This window comes from Acidimicrobiales bacterium (genome assembly GCA_035540975.1).
In the GTDB taxonomy this organism is placed as follows: domain Bacteria; phylum Actinomycetota; class Acidimicrobiia; order Acidimicrobiales.
In genome coordinates this window covers 1-15,866 of record DATLFN010000032.1, presented here as the reverse complement: position 1 = coordinate 15,866, position 15,866 = coordinate 1, and the positions used below count along the sequence as shown (strand labels likewise).

General features: G+C 74.6%; 20 protein-coding genes and 1 tRNA gene. 10 read left to right on the top strand and 11 right to left on the bottom strand.

Annotation, left to right across the window (positions count from 1 at the left end):
* Window positions 1–6: 6 nt before the first annotated feature.
* Window positions 7–1,686: a carbamoyltransferase C-terminal domain-containing protein gene (locus VM242_04125; GenBank protein ID HVM04339.1), complete on the bottom strand. Its 1,680-nt coding sequence runs from the start codon at window positions 1,684–1,686 to the stop codon at window positions 7–9.
* Between the two features lie 158 nt (window positions 1,687–1,844).
* Here VM242_04125 and VM242_04120 point away from each other — a divergent pair, with 158 nt between their 5' ends.
* A complete protein-coding gene (locus VM242_04120) occupies window positions 1,845–2,702 on the top strand; it encodes a hypothetical protein (protein ID HVM04338.1) in 858 nt (285 codons plus the stop codon).
* Here the strand turns inward: VM242_04120 and VM242_04115 are convergent.
* The 4 genes from VM242_04115 to VM242_04100 form a co-directional block, all read right to left on the bottom strand.
* Window positions 2,691–3,035: a hypothetical protein gene (locus tag VM242_04115; GenBank protein HVM04337.1), complete on the bottom strand. Its 345-nt coding sequence runs from the start codon at window positions 3,033–3,035 to the stop codon at window positions 2,691–2,693. The genes VM242_04120 and VM242_04115 overlap by 12 nt on opposite strands.
* A 181-nt stretch (window positions 3,036–3,216) precedes the next feature.
* Window positions 3,217–3,423 (bottom strand): hypothetical protein, encoded by a 207-nt coding sequence (locus VM242_04110; protein ID HVM04336.1) that lies wholly within the window; start codon window positions 3,421–3,423, stop codon window positions 3,217–3,219.
* An 80-nt stretch (window positions 3,424–3,503) separates the two neighbouring features.
* On the bottom strand, window positions 3,504–4,058 hold the full coding sequence (locus VM242_04105) for a class F sortase (protein ID HVM04335.1): 555 nt from the start codon (window positions 4,056–4,058) through the stop codon (window positions 3,504–3,506).
* Window positions 4,059–4,256: 198 nt separating this feature from the next.
* Window positions 4,257–5,366, bottom strand: coding sequence for an ice-binding family protein (locus VM242_04100; GenBank protein ID HVM04334.1), 1,110 nt, complete (start codon window positions 5,364–5,366; stop codon window positions 4,257–4,259).
* A gap of 129 nt (window positions 5,367–5,495) precedes the next feature.
* Here VM242_04100 and VM242_04095 point away from each other — a divergent pair, with 129 nt between their 5' ends.
* The 5 genes from VM242_04095 (at window position 5,496) to VM242_04075 (ending at window position 7,411) form a co-directional block, all read left to right on the top strand.
* Window positions 5,496–5,807 carry a MarR family transcriptional regulator gene (locus VM242_04095; GenBank protein ID HVM04333.1) on the top strand — a complete coding sequence of 104 codons (312 nt, stop codon included), beginning with the start codon at window positions 5,496–5,498 and terminating at the stop codon, window positions 5,805–5,807.
* On the top strand, window positions 5,800–6,627 hold the full coding sequence (locus tag VM242_04090; protein ID HVM04332.1) for a YihY/virulence factor BrkB family protein: 828 nt from the start codon (window positions 5,800–5,802) through the stop codon (window positions 6,625–6,627). The genes VM242_04095 and VM242_04090 overlap by 8 nt, the downstream gene beginning before the upstream one ends.
* Window positions 6,628–6,846: 219 nt before the next feature.
* Entirely contained in the window at window positions 6,847–7,065 is a 219-nt protein-coding gene (locus VM242_04085) for a DUF433 domain-containing protein (GenBank protein HVM04331.1), read from the top strand.
* Window positions 7,062–7,223, top strand: a complete 162-nt coding sequence (locus VM242_04080; GenBank protein ID HVM04330.1) for a DUF5615 family PIN-like protein — start codon at window positions 7,062–7,064, stop codon at window positions 7,221–7,223. Before VM242_04085 ends, VM242_04080 begins: the two co-directional genes overlap by 4 nt.
* Entirely contained in the window at window positions 7,220–7,411 is a 192-nt protein-coding gene (locus VM242_04075; protein HVM04329.1) for a DUF5615 family PIN-like protein, read from the top strand. Before VM242_04080 ends, VM242_04075 begins: the two co-directional genes overlap by 4 nt.
* Window positions 7,412–7,431: 20 nt before the next feature.
* Here the strand turns inward: VM242_04075 and VM242_04070 are convergent, their stop codons facing one another.
* From VM242_04070 to dut, 4 genes are all read right to left on the bottom strand, one after another.
* Complete coding sequence (locus VM242_04070) at window positions 7,432–7,680, bottom strand: hypothetical protein (protein ID HVM04328.1); 249 nt, start codon at window positions 7,678–7,680, stop codon at window positions 7,432–7,434.
* Window positions 7,681–8,038: 358 nt separating this feature from the next.
* Window positions 8,039–8,114: transfer RNA gene (locus VM242_04065), tRNA-Gly, on the bottom strand.
* Between the two features lie 38 nt (window positions 8,115–8,152).
* Window positions 8,153–9,022, bottom strand: coding sequence for a DNA-formamidopyrimidine glycosylase family protein (locus VM242_04060; protein ID HVM04327.1), 870 nt, complete (start codon window positions 9,020–9,022; stop codon window positions 8,153–8,155).
* A gap of 4 nt (window positions 9,023–9,026) precedes the next feature.
* The gene (gene dut / locus VM242_04055; GenBank protein HVM04326.1) at window positions 9,027–9,479 is read right to left on the bottom strand and encodes a dUTP diphosphatase; all 453 of its coding nucleotides are present in this window, start codon (window positions 9,477–9,479) and stop codon (window positions 9,027–9,029) included.
* A 26-nt stretch (window positions 9,480–9,505) separates the two neighbouring features.
* Between dut and orn the strand changes: the two genes are divergently transcribed.
* Complete coding sequence (gene orn / locus VM242_04050; GenBank protein ID HVM04325.1) at window positions 9,506–10,036, top strand: oligoribonuclease; 531 nt, start codon at window positions 9,506–9,508, stop codon at window positions 10,034–10,036.
* Window positions 10,037–10,063: 27 nt separating this feature from the next.
* Window positions 10,064–10,546: a phosphate-starvation-inducible PsiE family protein gene (locus VM242_04045; GenBank protein HVM04324.1), complete on the top strand. Its 483-nt coding sequence runs from the start codon at window positions 10,064–10,066 to the stop codon at window positions 10,544–10,546.
* 119 nt (window positions 10,547–10,665) lie between these two features.
* Here VM242_04045 and VM242_04040 read toward each other — a convergent pair whose 3' ends face one another.
* The gene (locus tag VM242_04040) at window positions 10,666–12,498 is read right to left on the bottom strand and encodes an N-acetylmuramoyl-L-alanine amidase (protein ID HVM04323.1); all 1,833 of its coding nucleotides are present in this window, start codon (window positions 12,496–12,498) and stop codon (window positions 10,666–10,668) included.
* A 143-nt stretch (window positions 12,499–12,641) separates the two neighbouring features.
* On the opposite strand from VM242_04040, the gene VM242_04035 reads away from it, so the two are divergent.
* Window positions 12,642–13,760, top strand: a complete 1,119-nt coding sequence (locus VM242_04035) for a serine hydrolase domain-containing protein (protein ID HVM04322.1) — start codon at window positions 12,642–12,644, stop codon at window positions 13,758–13,760.
* Window positions 13,761–13,781: 21 nt separating this feature from the next.
* On the opposite strand, the gene VM242_04030 is transcribed toward VM242_04035, so the two are convergent.
* Entirely contained in the window at window positions 13,782–14,696 is a 915-nt protein-coding gene (locus VM242_04030; GenBank protein ID HVM04321.1) for a hypothetical protein, read from the bottom strand.
* A 25-nt stretch (window positions 14,697–14,721) separates the two neighbouring features.
* Between VM242_04030 and VM242_04025 the strand changes: the two genes are divergently transcribed.
* Window positions 14,722–15,795 carry a DNA polymerase ligase N-terminal domain-containing protein gene (locus VM242_04025; protein ID HVM04320.1) on the top strand — a complete coding sequence of 358 codons (1,074 nt, stop codon included), beginning with the start codon at window positions 14,722–14,724 and terminating at the stop codon, window positions 15,793–15,795.
* Window positions 15,796–15,866: the final 71 nt, after the last annotated feature.

Here is a 15,866-nt window from a genome sequence, read left to right as displayed (position 1 = left end):
CGCCGGCTAGGCCGGCACCGGCTTCTCGGCCACCAGGTTGCCGAGGAACAGGCAGTCCATGTCGCTGCGGAGGAAGTCCTCGACCGCCTCCTCGGGGCGGTTCACCATGGGCTCGCCCCGGATGTTGAAGCTGGTGTTGAGCACGACGGCGACGCCCGTGCGCCTCTCGAACTCCGAGATCAGCCGGTGGTACGACGGGTTGAAGGCGGCGGTGACGCTCTGCATCCGCCCCGTGCCGTCCACGTGCGTCACGGCCGGGATGACGGAGCGCTTCTCGGGCCGGACCGGGAGCACGAGCAGCATGAACGGGTTGTAGGAGTAACGCTCGAAGTAGTCGGCCCCCCGCTCGTGCAGCACCGACGGCGCGAAGGGGCGGAAGCCCTCGCGCCGCTTGACCCGGGCGTTCACCACGTCGCGCATCTCGGCCCGGCGGGGATCGGCCAGGATCGACCGGGCGCCGAGGGCGCGGGGGCCGCACTCGGCCCGGCCCTGGAACCACCCCACCACCTTGCTCCGGGCGATGCGCTCGGCCGCCTCCGCCTCGGGATCGGTGACGCGGCGGATCGCCAGGCCGCGGGCGGTGAGGGCGGCGGCCGACTCCTTCTCGGTCCAGCTGGGCCCGAAGAAGGCGTGATCCATCGACCACCCGCGGGGCTTGCCCATCGCCTCGTGCCAGACCCAGGCGGCGGCGCCGTAGGCGTTGCCGGCGTCGGAGGCGGCGGGCTGGACGTACATCTCGTCGAAGCCCGACTCGGCCAGCAGGCGGGCGTTCATCACCGAGTTCAGGGCCACCCCGCCGGCCAGGCACAGCCGCTTCAGCCCGGTGGCCTGCTGGAGCGCCCGGGCCACGTGCAGGCCCGCCTCCTCGATCAGGTCCTGGGCGGCGTAGGCGAGGTCCTTGTGCCGGTCGGTGAACTCCGACTCGGGGGCCCGGGGCGGCCCGAACCGCTCGAGCCCGCGCCGGGAGAACGGCTTGCCCTCGCGCTGGTAGTTGAACCAGCGCAGGTTGACCTTGAACCTGCCGTCGTCTCCCAGGTGGACCAGGTCGCGCAGGTCCTTGGCCAGGACGTCTCGGCCGTAGGGCGCGAGGCCCATGAGCTTGCCCTCGTCGGCGTTGGGCCGGAAACCCAGGAGCCACGTGAACGCGGTGTAGATCTCGCCCAGGGAGTGGGGGTTGCGGACCATCCCGAGGTGGCTCAGCCGGTTGCCCTCCCCGATCGCCATGGTGGTGGACAGGAAGTCGCCGCCCCGGTCGAGGGTGAGCACGGCGGCCCGGTCGAAGGGGCTCGCGTAGAAGGCGCTGGCGGCATGGGCGTCGTGGTGGCCGACGTTGAAGACCTTGCCCCGGTAGCCCCACGTGGTGCGGAAGTTCCGCTCCTTCATCACCAGCCGGGAGTCGGTGAACACCTGGGCGGCCAGCCGCTTGGGCGACACCCGGGTGACGGCGTCGAGAGCACCGCGCGCGAAGTCCACCTTGGCGTCGTGGGCGAAGGCGACGGCGTCGATCTGGTCGATGCCGATGCCCGCCCGCTCCAGGCAGTAGGCGATGGCGAGGTGGGGGAAGTGCTTGGTGTGCTGGTCGCGGTCGAAGCGCTCCTGCTCGCCGATGGCCACGACGGCACCGTCCACCAGCAGGCAGGCCGACGTGTCGTGGCTGAAGCAGTTGACGCCGAGGACCGCCGTCACGGCAGGAGCCGTTGCGTTCGATCCGCCTCGCGCGCCGTGCGCGCCGTCTCCCCGTCAGTCATCCGCTCGGCCGGGAATCTACTCGGCGACCCTGCGGCGGGTGCAATCTCCGGGCCGCGCCGCTGGAACGGCGGGCGCCGCGCTGTCACGCTGTCGAGGTGACGACCGAGGGGGCAGGAGAGTTGGCCCGCGACGACCGCCTGCTGGCGCCCACGTGGTGGACCGCGGTCTGCATCGTGCCCGTCCTCGTCGCCGCCTGGGTCGTGCTCTACCTGTTCCCGGGGCGCACCGAGCAGCTGTGGGCGTGGACGATCCAGCCGGACATGACGCCGCTGGTGATGGGCGGCGGGTACCTGGCCGGGGCCTACTTCTTCGTCCGCGTCGCCCGCGATCGGCGCTGGCACGAGGTGGCGGTCGGCTTCCTCGCCATCACCGTGTTCACCACCGTGCTGTTGGCCGCCACCGTCCTGCACTGGGACCGGTTCAACCACGACCACGTGTCGTTCTGGGCGTGGCTCTCGCTGTACGTGGTGACGCCGCCCCTGCTGCCCCTGCTCTGGCGCAACAACCGGCGCACCGACCCCGGGCGCCTGGTGGCGGGCGACGTCCGGGTGCCCCTCCGCCTGCGCCGCCTGATCGCCGCCGGCGGGGCCGCCCAGCTGTGCTTCGCGGCGGCCATGTTCCTCGCGCCCGGGGCGACGGCCGAGCGCTGGCCGTGGGCCGTCACCCCGCTCACCGTGCGCACCATCAGCGCCTTCGTGGCCTTCCCGGCCGTGGCCTGGGTGTGCTTCGCCTTCGAGGACCGCTGGAGCGCCCTGCGGGTCCCCATGCAGACGGCGACGATCGGGCTGGTGCTCATCGGCGCCGGCGCCCTGCGGGCGACCGGCGACTTCGACGGCCCGACGTGGTCCGTCCGCCTCTTCCCGGTGGCCTTGCTCACCACCATCGGGCTGCTGGTCGCGCTCCAGGTCGCGATGGACCGCCGCCGGGCCGCCGGGGCGGCCTCAGCGGGCTGAAGCGAACTCGTCGAGGAACGCCTCCCACCGACCGGCTCGGACGACCAGCCGGTTGCCGGCGCTCCACTCGTAGCGCACCGTCTCGATGTCGATGTGCTCGGGGATCACGTACACCACCACCCCCGCCGCGCCCAGCGGGATGATGCGGGTGCGGGACGGCTCGCGCCGGTCGAAGTTCCCGGTCATCGAGTTGCACACGAAGGTGTAGCCGGTCACCCGTATGGCGGTGTCGGTGGACGAGTCGATCTCGCCGACGAAGTGCCGGCGGGCGTCGCCGTCGAACATCCGGCGCTCGATGACGTGGACCTTCTCCCCGGGGTTCAGCAGTGCCATCCCGACACCTCCACTCGGAATGATGATCACCGCCGCGCCCGTGCACAAGAGCCGTCGGTGCCGTCATCTCCAGGGAAAGCCCGGGAACCCGGCTCTTTCCGGCACAACGCCGCGCCGGGCGTCGGCCGTGGCGGGCTGGCGGCGGGCGGGAGGCAGCGGTGCCGGGAAGCCCGCCGATCGCTCAGCCGCCCGCCGACCGACGGCCGGCGGGCTCGCGCCGCGGGCTCGGGGTGGGCCGCAGCATCGATCGCAGGGCGGCCAGGGCATCGGCGTGGCGCCGGCACCGCCGGCACCGGGCGACGTGGGCGCCGACGTCGCCGCCGCGCTCGCCGTCGAACCAGGCGCCCAGCGCCACGCCCGAGGGGTGGCGGCGCAGGACCGATCGCATCGGAGGCTGATTCCCGACCCGCCCGGTCGTGAAACGGCCCGGCGACTCCGGCCCGGGGGCCGCCGGCGCCGGGGTGGTCGTCACACTCGGGTGGCGTAGACGACCAACCGGTGATCGTGAGTGCCGTTTCTGAACGTTCCGGCACAGGTGATGAGGGTCAGGCGGGCAAGTCCGTCGGGTGACGGCTGCGGCGCCCGGCCGGCGACCGGCCCGGCGCCGTAGATCCTGGCCAGGGCGGTCGGCTCAGCCGCCTCGTCGATCGAATACGTCCTCGACTCGGTCACCGCGAAGCTCACGGCCAAGCCGTTGCGGGAGTCGTGCACGACGACGGGGTCGCCGGGCCGCAGATCGTCGATGCGGGCGAAGGCGCCGGGGCCGCCCCCCGGACCGCTCACGTGGCCGGCGATCAGGGCCGTGCTCGGGGAACCGGGGACCGCGCTGCCCCGGTACCAGAACGCCTGTTGCCAGACCGCGTCGTCGGCGCGCCCCATGGGGGCGTCCATCACGTCCTCCGGGGTGATCCCGACCCCCACCACGCTGGTGCGCAGACCGATGGTCGGAACGTGCAGCTCCAGCGGGACAGGGACCGGCCCGGCTCGGAGGTCGAGGCCCCCGTCGACGAGCGCGGCAGGCACGGCGCGCCCGCTTCCCGGCGTGGGCGGCGGTCCCGGCGTGGTGGCTGCCGGCGTCGGTGTGACGGGGCCGGCCGCCGGTTCAGAACCGGGAGTCACCGCCCAGCGGGCCGCGGTCGCTCCGGCCAGGAGCGCGGCCGCCAGCACCACGATCGTCAGCCGCCTGTCCGAGGAGGCCGGCCGGGCGTGCAGGGCCACGGATCAGCGCCCCGCTGATGCGACCCGGCGGGCTCTGAGGCGGGCGGCGCCCACGGCCGCCCCACCGCCCAGCAGGGCGACCAGCACCAGCGGCAGCCATGCCGGCAGGCTCCCGTCCGCCGCCGGCGCCGCTCCCGTTCGCGGCGGCCCGACGACGCTCGGCACGCCCGGGCCCGCCGGCGTGCGGCTCTGAGTGGTGAGGCCGGTCCGGGTCAGCCGGCGGGCGACCTCCTCGGGCGTCGTGGCCGTGGTGGCGGGCGAGGTGACCGCCGTGGTGGCGGCCCCGGTGGGGGTCGCCGTCGTCCCCGTCGCAGCGGTGGTCGCCGTGGTGGTCGAGCTCGGCGTCGTGCTGGTGGTGGTCGTGCCCTGCGACAGCGGCGCGCACGACGCGTCGGTGAAGGTGTCGTCGTCCAGCGTCACCGCACCGTTGCGGGCCAGTGCCCGGCCGTGGACCAGGACGCCGTTGGCCACCGAGATCGAGGTCAGGGCGAGGATGTTGCCGGTGAAGACGGAGCCGGTACCCAGGGTGGCCGAGCTGCCGACCTGCCAGAACACGTTGCACGCCTGAGCACCGTTGACCAGGGACACGCTGCTGCCCGACGCGGTGATCAGCGTGGAGTCGGTCTGGAAGACGAACACCGACTCGGCGTTGCCGGCGCCGTCGAGCACCAGTGGCCCGGTGAGGCTGAGGGGCGACTTGGACGGGCCCGAGTAGACGCCTCCCTGCAGGACGAGGTTCGCCAGGTCGGCCGTGGTGGTCGCGTCGACGGGCCGGCCGGCGGCGTCCACGTAGGCCGCGGTGAGGTCCGACTTCGCCTGGGCGGCGGCCGCGTTGGCCACATCGGTGGTCCCCGGTGGGACGACCAGCCCCGGGGGAAAGCCGGTGACCGCCGTCCCCGGTGAGACGCCGAGGCTGCCGCCGAGGACGCTGTCGCCGGTGTTCGTCACCGTGTCGCCGGCGAGGACGGAGTAGCGCGCCGAGGTCGCCAGGGCCACGGTCGGGACGATGGCGGCCTGCGCCGCACCTCCGGCCAGGAACACTCCGGGCACCACCACCGACAGCGCGAGTACGGCCGCGCCGGTGAGACGGCGCTTCGAAGGGCGGACGGTCATGGGTCTGCTCGTTTCCGCAACCTCGCCGGAGCGCCAGACACGACGGGGGGCGGGCAACTGGTCGACTGCTTCCTGTTTCGGCGAGTCTACGCTGGAAGTTTAGTTCTTGTTTTCGATTACCATGGTCCCATGGCCAGCTGGAGCTTCCTGACCAGCCACGCCCGGGCGCTCCTGTCCATCGCCGCCGATCCCGGGGTCCGCCTCCGCGACCTGGCCGCCGCCCTCGGGGTGACCGAGCGGACGGCCTTCGGCATCGTCGCCGACCTCGCCGAGGCGGGGTACGTCGTGAAGGAGAAGGACGGTCGCAGGAACCGGTACCGCATCCAGACCCACCTCCCACTGCGGGACGGCGTCAGCGGTGGAAGGACCATCGGCGAGGTGCTCGACCTGTTGGGCGAGGCCAAGGAGGACCCAGGCACGCGGCGATCCCGCAGTGGATGAGGGGCAGGCGACCGAGGACGGGCACGAGCAGGCCGTGCCCGGTGAACGGGCACCGGTCCACCGCCTTCGGACCGGGCTCGCCTCCGCCCGTGCCGACGACCTGTTCCTGTACGCCGCGGCCCTGGCGTTCTACGGCCTCATCTCGGTGGCTCCACTGGTCGTCGTCGCCCTCTGGGTCACCAGCCTCATCGTCGGTCCGGCCGAGGTCCGCCACGTGGCCGAGGACCTGGCTCGCCTCGCCCCTCCGGCGCTCGGTGCCGACCGCGCCCTCGTGCAGGTCGCGCAACTGGGCACCACGCTGGGGCTGGCGGCACTGACCGTGGCCCTGTGGCCGGCCACGGCGTACGGGTCGGCGCTCGTGCGGGTGCTCGACCGCATGGGCGGCGACCGCACCGCGCGCGGGCTGCGGGAGCGCGGGCATGCCCTGCTGCTCGTCGGGCTCGTTCCCGTGCTCTTGCTGTGCGGGCTGGTGGCGACCTATGCGGGATCGGCCACCCTCGGCGACTCGGATGCGGAGATCGTCATCGGGCTCGCCATCGGTCTGGTCTCCGGCTTCGCGGCAGCCGTGGCCGCGGTGGCCGTCGTGTACCGGGCCTTCCCGCGGTCGCCTCCGGGCTGGTGGGCCACGCTCCGCGGGGCGCTGGCGGCGGCGGGGGGCATCTCGGTGCTGTCGGCCGGCTACGTGGCCTACCTGCGGCTCGGCGCCAACTTCGAGCGCCGCTACGCCTCCGACGCTCTCGGCGCGCTGGTGCTGCTCGGGTTCTGGCTGTTCGCCGCCAACACGGCGCTGCTGCTGGGCTACCGGCTCGCTCGCCGGTAGAAGACGGACGAACGGTTCCAGGGGATCCGCCGGCGGCGTCCGTGGCCGAGGCGTTGAGACCGCCGCGCAACGCCGAGCAGATGAGCCCTCGGTGAGTCGTCGGGGCCCTTGCGAACCCTCGCGCAGTCGCATGCTCGCCGGTTCGGCGAATGTGGAGGGCACGTGATTTCGTAACCGGACCAAGACTCAGCGGCCGCGGGTGCGGGTACCTTGGAACCGATGGATCTCACGACGGTGATCGAGACCCGCCCCGGGGTGCGCAGCGGCAAGCCGTGCTTCATCGGCACTCGGATCGCCGTCTACGACGTCCTTGAGTACCTGGCATCCGGGATGACCACCGACGAGATCGTCGCCGACTTCCCGGAGCTCACGCCGGAGCTCGTGCGTGCGGCGATCGAGTTCGCTGCGCTTCGGGAGCGCCGGCTCGCCACGGCGTGAAGCTCCTGCTCGACCAGAACCTCTCCCGGCACCTCGTGGGTCAGTTGCGCGATCTGTTTCCCGAGAGCGAGCACGTCTCGGCGGTCGGGCTCGACGACGCGACCGACCAGGAGATCTGGGAGTACGCCGGGGACCACGATCTCGGGATCGTCTGTTGAAGGATTCAGACTTCCGCCAGCTGGCGTTCCTCCACGGACCGCCGCCGAAGGTCGTCTGGCTCCGGGTGGGGAACGCCTCGACGGCCACCGTCCTGCAGGTGATCATCGACCACGCGGAGGACATCGAGGCGTTCGGTCGCAGCGAGGACGAGGCGCTCCTGGTGTTGCCCAACCTGCGCTCGACCTGATTGTCGGCGGGCCTGGGGGCCTACTGCTCGAGGGCGGCGATCGCCTTGCGCTCACCGGTGTCGTTGCGGCGTCGTAGTGGAGGCAGAGCTTCGCCTCGCTGCTGCCGAGGATGTCGGCGACAGTGCGGTAGGACCTCGCCGGCGTCGAGCATCGCCGTAGGGGCGTGGTGGCGGAGGTCCTGGAGGGTGATGGGCGACGAGCCGCGAGCAGCCGACCAGCGGACGCCGACCTTGTCGGGGCGCATGGGCACGGATCCCTCGATACCCATGGGAAGTCGACGTCGGTCCACCGCAGGGCGAGCAGCTCGCCCCGGTCGCATGCCGGTGCTGCGAGGATGGTGACGGCGTCGGCAATCTCGAGGTCCCGCTCGGCGCGGTGAGGAGCGCGCTCCGAACGTCGTCGCCGTCGGGCGGGTACGGCTTCGAGCGAGTCGACCGGGGTCGGGCTGCGTCCTCGGCCGGGTTGGCGTCGAGCAGGCCGCGCTTGCGGGGCGAGGGTGCGGGTGAGCACGGTGGCGCAGCGGCGGATCCAGTCGGCGCCGAGCCCATCGCGGCGCATGGTCGCATCGGGGCTTCGATCTCCTGCTGCGCCCCGAGGGGGTGGCGCCCCCTGATCTGCCCCCGTCGTGGAGCGGACGACGGGATTCGAACCCGCGACCCCAACCTTGGCAAGGTTGTGCTCTACCAGCTGAGCTACGTCCGCAGCGGGGGCGATCCTAGCAGTGGCCCCTCGGCCCCTCCCTACTTGAGGAGCCGCGAGAGGCGCCGGTCGGCCAGCGGCTTGCCGCCCGTCTGGCACGTCGGGCAGTACTGGAGCGACCTGGTGGCGAAGGCGACCTGGCGGACGGTGTCGCCGCACTCCGGGCACGGCTCGCCGATGCGGCCGTGGACCCGCATGCCCGACTTCTTCTCCCCCTTGAGCCCGGCCGCCGGGAGGCCGGCGCTGCGCTCGAGGGCGTCGGTGAGGACGGACACCACGGCGCCGTGGAGCCGGCCCACCTCCTCGTCGCTCAGCTTGGCGGCGGACTTGAACGGCGACAGGCGGGCCACGTGCAGGGCCTCGTCGGAGTAGGCGTTCCCCACGCCGGCCACGACCGACTGGGTGGTGAGCGCAGCCTTGACCTGGCCGCCGTGACCGCGCAGGGCGGCGGCGAAGGCAGCGGCGTCGAACCCGGGGTCCAGCGGGTCCGGCCCCAGCCGGGCGACGCCCTCCACGTCGCCGGGCGAGCGCACCACGTGGACGGCCAGGCGCTTCTCGGTGCCCGCCTCCGTCACGTCGAACCCGCCACCCCCTTCGAGGCCCACCCGCAGGGCGAGCGGGCCCTTCCCGGGGCGTGCCCGGGCGGCGGGCAGCTCGTCGCTCCAGCGCACCCAACCGCCCCGGGCCAGGTGCAGGACGAGCCACAGCGGGTCGCGGCCCGACGTCTCCAGGAGCAGGAACTTGCCCCGCCGGCCGCATCCCTCGACGGTGCGCCCGACCAGGGCCTCGAGGGGCGGGTCGAACGTCTTGAGGGCGGCGAACGCGGCCAGCTCGGCCCGCTCCACCACCCGGCCGCCCGCCCGCCCGGCCAGGAACCGGGCCAGCGACTCGACCTCGGGGAGCTCGGGCACCGCCCTACCCCGCCGCCGCCCCGAGCCCGGTGGACCCGAAGCCGCCCGTGCCCCGCTCGCTGGCGGCCAGCTCGTCGACCACCGCGAAGGCGGCCCGCTCCACCCGCTGCACCACCAGCTGGGCGATGCGGTCGCCCCGCCGCACCGTGTAAGGCTCGCTCGGATCGGTGTTGACGAGGAGGACCTTGATCTCGTCCCGGTAGCCGGCGTCGATCAGGCCCGGCGTGTTGAGGCACGTCACCCCGTGCCGCAGGGCCAGGCCGCTGCGGGGCTGCACGAACCCGGCCCAGCCCTCGGGGATGGCCACGGCGACGCCCGTCGGCACCAGGGCCCGGCCGCCCCCGGCCGCCAGCTCGGCACCCTCCCGGGCTACCAGGTCGGCGCCGGCGTCGCCCGCCCGGGCGTAGCAAGGCAGCGGGAGGTCGGGGTCGAGGCGGCGCAGCGGGACCTCCAGCACTGGCGCCCAGCCTACGATCGGCCGTCGTGCTCGTCTGGATGGACCTCGAGATGACCGGGCTCGACCCGACCACCTGCGCCATCGTCGAGGTGGCCACCCTGGTGACCGACGACCAGCTGGAGGTGGTCGCCGAAGGCCCCGACCTGGTGGTCACCTGCCCGGCCGACCTCCTGGCGGCGATGGACCCCGTCGTCGCCGAGATGCACCGAACCAGTGGCCTGCTCCAACGCATCCAGGCGTCGACCACGACCCTCGACGAGGCCGGCCGGCGCACCCTGGAGTTCATCAAGCAGCACGTGCCCGAGCCCCGCACCGTCCCGCTGTGCGGCAACTCCATCGGCACCGACCGCCGCTTCCTGGCCGCCCACCTCCCCGAGATCGAGGCCTGGCTCCACTACCGCTCGGTGGACGTCTCGACGGTGAAGGAGCTGTGCCGGCGCTGGTACCCGGAGGCCTTCGCCGCCGTGCCCGCCAAGGTGGGGGCGCACCGGGCCCTCGACGACATCCGCGAGAGCGTCGCCGAGCTGCGCCACTACCGCTCGACCATCTTCCGGTAGCGGCCGGCGCCCCCCGTACACTGCCGCATGGCCGACGAGGACGACGCCGAGGAGCTGCCGGAGCCGCCCCAGCCACCGCTGGCGCGGATGACCAACTCCGGCCTGCGGTGGGCCGAGGACCTCGTCTACGCGCTGGTGTCCCTCACGCTCTTCGCGTGCGCGCTGGTCGTGCTCGGCGCCACCGTCTACGACCTCGTCACCGAGACGCACAAGGGCGTCACCGACGTGATGAAGAAGACGCTCGACTCGCTGCTGATCGTCTTCATCCTGGTCGAGCTGCTCAGCGCCGTGCGCACCACCCTGAAGGAGCGCAAGCTGGTGGCCGAGCCGTTCCTGCTCGTCGGGATCATCGCCTCCATCAAGGAGATCGTGGTCGTGAGCGCGTTCGCCGAGAAGGGCGAGGACGTCCAGGAGTCGATGCTCGAGGTCGGCGTGCTCGGCGGGGTGGTCGTCGGCCTGGCCCTGGCGACCTTCTTCCTCCGCCGCAAGGAACGAGAGCCCGAGGAGTAGTGGGGCCCCGGCCCCGGTCAGGGCCCGCCTTAGAACAACTTGCACGGCCGTGACGCGTTCACCGTTGTGCTGGCTCCCTCGTCGGCCTTCGGCCGTCCAAGTTGTTCTGCGGCGGTCCCTCAGGGGCGGACGGCGATGCCGGCGGCGCCGCCCGGGAGCTGGCCGGTGGCCGAACCGGTGGGCGGTGCGTCGCCGAAGGCGTGGACGGACCCGTCCTCGGCCAGCACGTAGTACCCCCGGCCGGTGGCGCTGGCCCGGGCGTCGACGACCCGGGCCCGGACGCGGCGCTCGGGCAGGCCGCCGGCCCGCCGGGCGGCGCCGAACGCCAGCACCGCCCCGTCCGCCGCCACCAGCCAGTACCCGCCGCCGCCCTGGGACGGGGCGATGGCGACGAGAGGGGCGCCCCGGCGCCCGGCCGCCGACCCGAGGGGACGGGCGTCGCCGAACGCCTCCACCCGCCCGTCGGCCGTCGCCACCCAGTAGCCCCGCCCCGACGGGGTGCCCGCCAGGCCGACCACCGGGCCGGCCGACGGGCCGCCCAGGGCGGGCGCGTCGCCGTAGCCGCGCACCCGGCCCCCCTCCTCGGCCACCCAGTAACCCAGCCCCGACGGCGTGGCCTCGATCGCCACCCCTCGACCGGGAGGGTCGAGGAGACCGAGCAGCTCGGGCGAGCCGAGCGGCAGGGCGTCGCCGAAGGGGAGCACCCGGCCGCCCTCGCTGAGCACCCAGTAGCCGTTGCCCGAGGGGGTCGGCGCGATGCCGGCGGCGGGAGCGGCCAGCCCGGCGGCCAGCGGGCCCAGGGGGGCGGCGGCGCCACCGAAGGGCAGCACCCGCCCGTCCCGGCCGACCACCCAGTAGCCGGGGGGCGCGGCGCCGCGTGCGGCGGCCACGACGGCGGCGGCGGCCCGGCGCACGGCCGGCAGGCGGGCGTACAGGTGGTCGCCCGGGCAGTCGGTGGACCCGACGTCGCGGTGGCCGGCGACGGTGGGCAGGCGCTGCCCGCCGGTCCACTCCGCCGTCCCCGCCGGGTCGAGCCCGTTGCGGTCGGCCTGCCAGGCCAGCACCCGCACGACGCCGTCGACGGCGGCCTGGGGCGGCGCCCGCCGGGTGTAGGTGCCCATCACGGCGACGCCGACCGACCCGGTGTTCTGGCCCTCGGCGTGGGCGCCGATCACCCCCTCGCCGTAGGGCGACTCGCCGGGGTCGGGCCCGCCGCCGAACCGCCCCTCGTAGACCCGGCCGGAGGCGTCGACGACGAAGTTGTAGCCCAGGTCGTCCCAGCCGTTGGCCCGCACGTGATAGGCGTACATGGCCCGCATGGTGGAGGCGGGGTCGGGGTCGTCGTTGGGCGTGACCGTGTGGTGGACGACCATCCGCGACACGGGGGCATGGGAGGGCGGCGCCCGCCGCATCGACTCGTCGGCGCCCCACTGCGACCGGGTGACGACCGCCGGCCCGCCCACCGCCGCGCCCGCCGCCCGTGGCCGGTCGCGCACGAGGTGGCGCCGCCCGTGCTCGGCGTCGATCGCCACCACTTCGAGGTCACGGGCGTCGCCCCGGGCCCGCACCTGGACGTGCCGGTCGCCGCTCGCCCGCACCAGGCCGGACAGGACCTCCCGGCGCCCTTCGTCGCCCAGGTCGTGCGCCACCTCCACGGCGCGCCACCGGTCCCACGCTCCGGGCGCGTCGGCCGTGCGGACCTCCACCACCGCGTCCTCGCCGCCCGTCCACCGCACCCCGAGGTGGGACACCGCGAACGGAGCGGTGACGGCCCGGGCCAGCGGCGGCGCCAGGCGGGCGAAGGGCACGGCCAACCGGCGCACGCCCGGGACACCGAGCTCGGCGACGCGCAGCTCCGGGGCGCTCCACGCCATGCGCACCGGCACCACCACGGCGGCGACGGAGAGCACCAGCGCGACGACGGCGGTCGCGAGCAGCCGGCGGGCGTGCATGCGGCGACAGCATTGCACCGACGGGACCGCCGCAGAACAACTTGGACGGCCGAAGGCCGACGAGGGAGCCAACACGACGGTGAACGCGTCACGGCCGTGCAAGTTGTTCTGAGGCGGGCTCGATCCGCGGGTACCGTGCGCAGGTGGGGCTGTCGCCGGCCAAGCTCGACGCCCTGCTGGCCAGAGCCCGCGCGGAGGTGGACGACGGGCTGCTGCCGGCCTCGCAGGTGGCGGTCGGCCATGGCGGCGAGGTGGTGGCGTTCCAGGCGGCGGGCGACGCCACCGCGTCCACCCGGTTCGCGGTGTTCTCGTGCACCAAGCCCATCGTCGCCGCTGCCGCCTGGGTGCTGATGGGCGAGGACCGGCTGGACCCGGCCGCCGCCGTCGCCGACCTCGTCCCCGAGTTCGGTACCAACGGCAAGGAAGCGGTGACCGTCGAGCAGGTGCTGCTCCACACCTCGGGCTTCCCCCGGGAGACCCTGATGCCGCCCCAGTGGGACACCCGGGAGGGCCGGCTCGAGGCGTTCGCCGACTGGAAGCTCCAGTGGGAGCCGGGCACGGCCTTCGAGTACCACCCCACGTCGGCCCACTGGGTCCTGGCCGAGCTGATCGAGCGGGTCGCAGGCGTGGACTTCCGCGATGCCGTCCAGCAGCTGGTGACCGGGCCCGTCGGCCTCGGTCGCCGGGTCCTCGGGCTGGAGGCGGCGGACCAGGGGGACATCGCGGAGACGGAGGTGCGGGGCGACCCGGCCACCCCCGACGAGCTCGAGCAGGCGATCGGCGTGCGCAGCCTCCCGTCCAGCGAGGTGACCGACGCCGCCCTCGTCGGGTTCAACCGGGCCGACGTGCGGGCGGTGGGCGTGCCCGGCGCCGGAGCGGTGATGACGGCGGCCGACCTGGCGCTGTTCTACCAGCGCCTCCTGCACGACCCCGACGGGATCTGGCGCCCCGACGTCCTGGCCGATGCCACCGCCAACGTCCGCAACAACCTGGGCGACCCGGTCTTCTCCCTGCCCGCCAGCCGGACCGTCGGCCTGGTGGTGGCGGGCGAGGACGGCCTCGGGTTCCTGCGGGGGTTCGGGTCGTCGGTGTCGCCCCGGACGTTCGGCCACAACGGAGCGGGCGGGCAGGTGGCGTGGGCCGACCCGGCCACCGGCATCTCGTTCGCCTACGTCACCAGCGGGCTCGACCGGAACGTGGTCCGCCAGTTCCGCCGCGGCATGTCCCTGTCCACCCGGGCCGGCGCGCTGGCCGGGGACTGACCCCCGCGGGTCCTGGTCGGCTCAGGGGGCGACGACGAGACAGCGCACGGCGGGGAGGCGCTCGCCCGCCTGCTCCCACGTGGCGCCCTCGTCGGCCGAGACGAAGACCCGGCCGTCGACGGTGGCGAACGCGGCCGTCCCGTCGGGGGCGCCGGCCAGCCGGAACGTGTCGACGTTGCCGCCCAGGTCCTCGGGCAGGCCGTTCCCGCAGCGCTCGAGGGCCGCCCCGCCGGACAGCGGCCGGCGGTACACCGCCGCCTGCCGGCCGTCGGGCCCGGTGGACACGCCGATCAGCACCGTCTTCCCGGCCACCGCCACCGACCGGGCGTAGGTGGCGTGCAGGCCGCGGTCGTGCAGGCTCCACGTGGCACCGCCGTCGTCGCTGGTGGCCAGCCCCTCGGCGCAGGCGGCGACCGCCCGGCCGCCGTCGAGGGCCACGACCTGGTGGACGTCGGCGTGGATGTCGATGGTCGGCGCCCACGAATCGCCCCCGTCGGCCGACCGTAGGATCCCGCCCACGTGGACGTTGACCAGCACGGTGCCGTCGGGCGCCGTCGAGATGCTGCGCACGTCGGGAGGGCCGCCCCACGGCGTGTACCAGCCGGGCCGGCCGTCGGCCCGCTCGAACGCCTCCACCCGCTCCCACGCGGCGGCGGCCCGCAGCAGGTGGGCGCCGGCCGTGCCGACCAGAGCGGCGCCGGAGGGATCGTCGGGAGCGGCCGCCACGCAGGTCGGCGTCGCCCAGCCCGGTGCGGGGGCGCCGGGCCCGGCGCCGGCGGCGGCGCCCGCCGCGGCCACCGCCAGCCCGGCCACCGCCCGCCCGTCGATGAGGGCCCACCCGTCGTTCACGGCGGACACGTCGTGGCCGGCCAGGTCGACCACGGCGCCGGCGCCCACGTCGACCAGCCCCCCAACGGTGCCGGCGAGCACGACCATCGCCGGACCAGGGTAGACCAACGCCATGCCTGATCCCGAGGCATCCGGGGAACGCCTCGCGCCCTACCGCTCGATGCGCGACTTCGAACGCACGCCGGAGCCGGCGGGCGAGGTGGCCGGCGGCGACGGGCCCGCCCGGTTCGTGGTCCAGGAGCACCATGCCACCGCCCTCCACTGGGACGTGCGCCTCGAGCGCGACGGCGTCCTCGTCTCCTGGGCCGTCCCCAAGGGCGTGCCCCCCGACCCCCGGGAGAACCACCTGGCCGTCCACACCGAGGACCACCCGATGGAGTACCTGGACTTCTCCGGCGACATCCCCAAAGGCGAGTACGGCGGCGGCCGCATGACGGTGTGGGACCGCGGCACCTACGAGACCGAGAAGTGGGACGACCGCGAGGTGATGGTCACGTTCGAGGGGGAGCGGGTCCGGGGGCGCTACGTGTTCTTCCACACCGGCGGGAAGAACTGGATGCTGCACCGCCTCGACCCGCCCGAGGACCCCACCCGCGAGCTCATGCCGGGCGACCTGCGCCCCGCCCCCCTGGCCGCCGGCGAGCTCCCCGCCGACGAGGAGGCGTGGTCGTTCGAGCCGGCGTGGGGCGGCCAGCGGGTGGTCGTCTCCGTCGAAGGGGGCCGGTCCCGGGCCCTCGACGAGGCGGGCGAGGACGTGACGGGCCGCTACCCCGAGCTGCGCGATTTCGGCCGGGGCGTCGGGGCGGTGGCCGCCGCCGTCGAGGGCGAGGTCGTCGTCACCGGCGCCGACGGGCGCCCCGACGCCGAGGAGCTGGCCCGCCGGGCCACGGCCCGGTCGGACGCCGCGCTGCGGCGTCTGGCGGCTCGCCGCCCGGCGGCGCTGTTCCTGGCCGACCTGGTGTGGCTGGAGGGTCACGCCACCGCTCCCCTGCCGTTCACCCAGCGCCGGGCGCTGCTGGAGAAGCTGGAGTTGGCCGGCCCCACGTGGCGGCTGGCGCCGGCCCAGCCGGGCGAGGGCTCGGCGCTCCTCCGAGCGGTGCGGGCCCAGGGGCTGCCGGGCGTCGTGGCCCGCCGCCTGGACGGCGGCTACGGGGCGGCGTCCCTGCGGTTCGTGCGGACGGGATAGGAGGGAGCCGGCGGCCCGGGGCGGGACCGGGCCGCCGGCTCGGGGGGAGGAGGGAGCCGGCAGCCCGGTCC

Excerpts from the sequence above, each read along its gene's own strand:
- VM242_04110 (HVM04336.1), bottom strand. The coding sequence starts at position 3,423 with ATGCGATCGGTCCTGCGCCGCCACCCCTCGGGCGTGGCGCTGGGCGCC.
- VM242_04100 (HVM04334.1), bottom strand. The coding sequence starts at position 5,366 with ATGACCGTCCGCCCTTCGAAGCGCCGTCTCACCGGCGCGGCCGTACTC.
- VM242_04030 (HVM04321.1), bottom strand. The coding sequence starts at position 14,696 with ATGGTCGTGCTCGCCGGCACCGTTGGGGGGCTGGTCGACGTGGGCGCC.
- VM242_04085 (HVM04331.1), top strand. The coding sequence starts at position 6,847 with ATGGATCTCACGACGGTGATCGAGACCCGCCCCGGGGTGCGCAGCGGC.
- VM242_04025 (HVM04320.1), top strand. The coding sequence starts at position 14,722 with ATGCCTGATCCCGAGGCATCCGGGGAACGCCTCGCGCCCTACCGCTCG.
- VM242_04040 (HVM04323.1), bottom strand. The coding sequence starts at position 12,498 with ATGCACGCCCGCCGGCTGCTCGCGACCGCCGTCGTCGCGCTGGTGCTC.
- VM242_04095 (HVM04333.1), top strand. The coding sequence starts at position 5,496 with ATGGCCAGCTGGAGCTTCCTGACCAGCCACGCCCGGGCGCTCCTGTCC.
- VM242_04115 (HVM04337.1), bottom strand. The coding sequence starts at position 3,035 with ATGGCACTGCTGAACCCCGGGGAGAAGGTCCACGTCATCGAGCGCCGG.
- VM242_04070 (HVM04328.1), bottom strand. The coding sequence starts at position 7,680 with ATGGGTATCGAGGGATCCGTGCCCATGCGCCCCGACAAGGTCGGCGTC.
- VM242_04045 (HVM04324.1), top strand. The coding sequence starts at position 10,064 with ATGGCCGACGAGGACGACGCCGAGGAGCTGCCGGAGCCGCCCCAGCCA.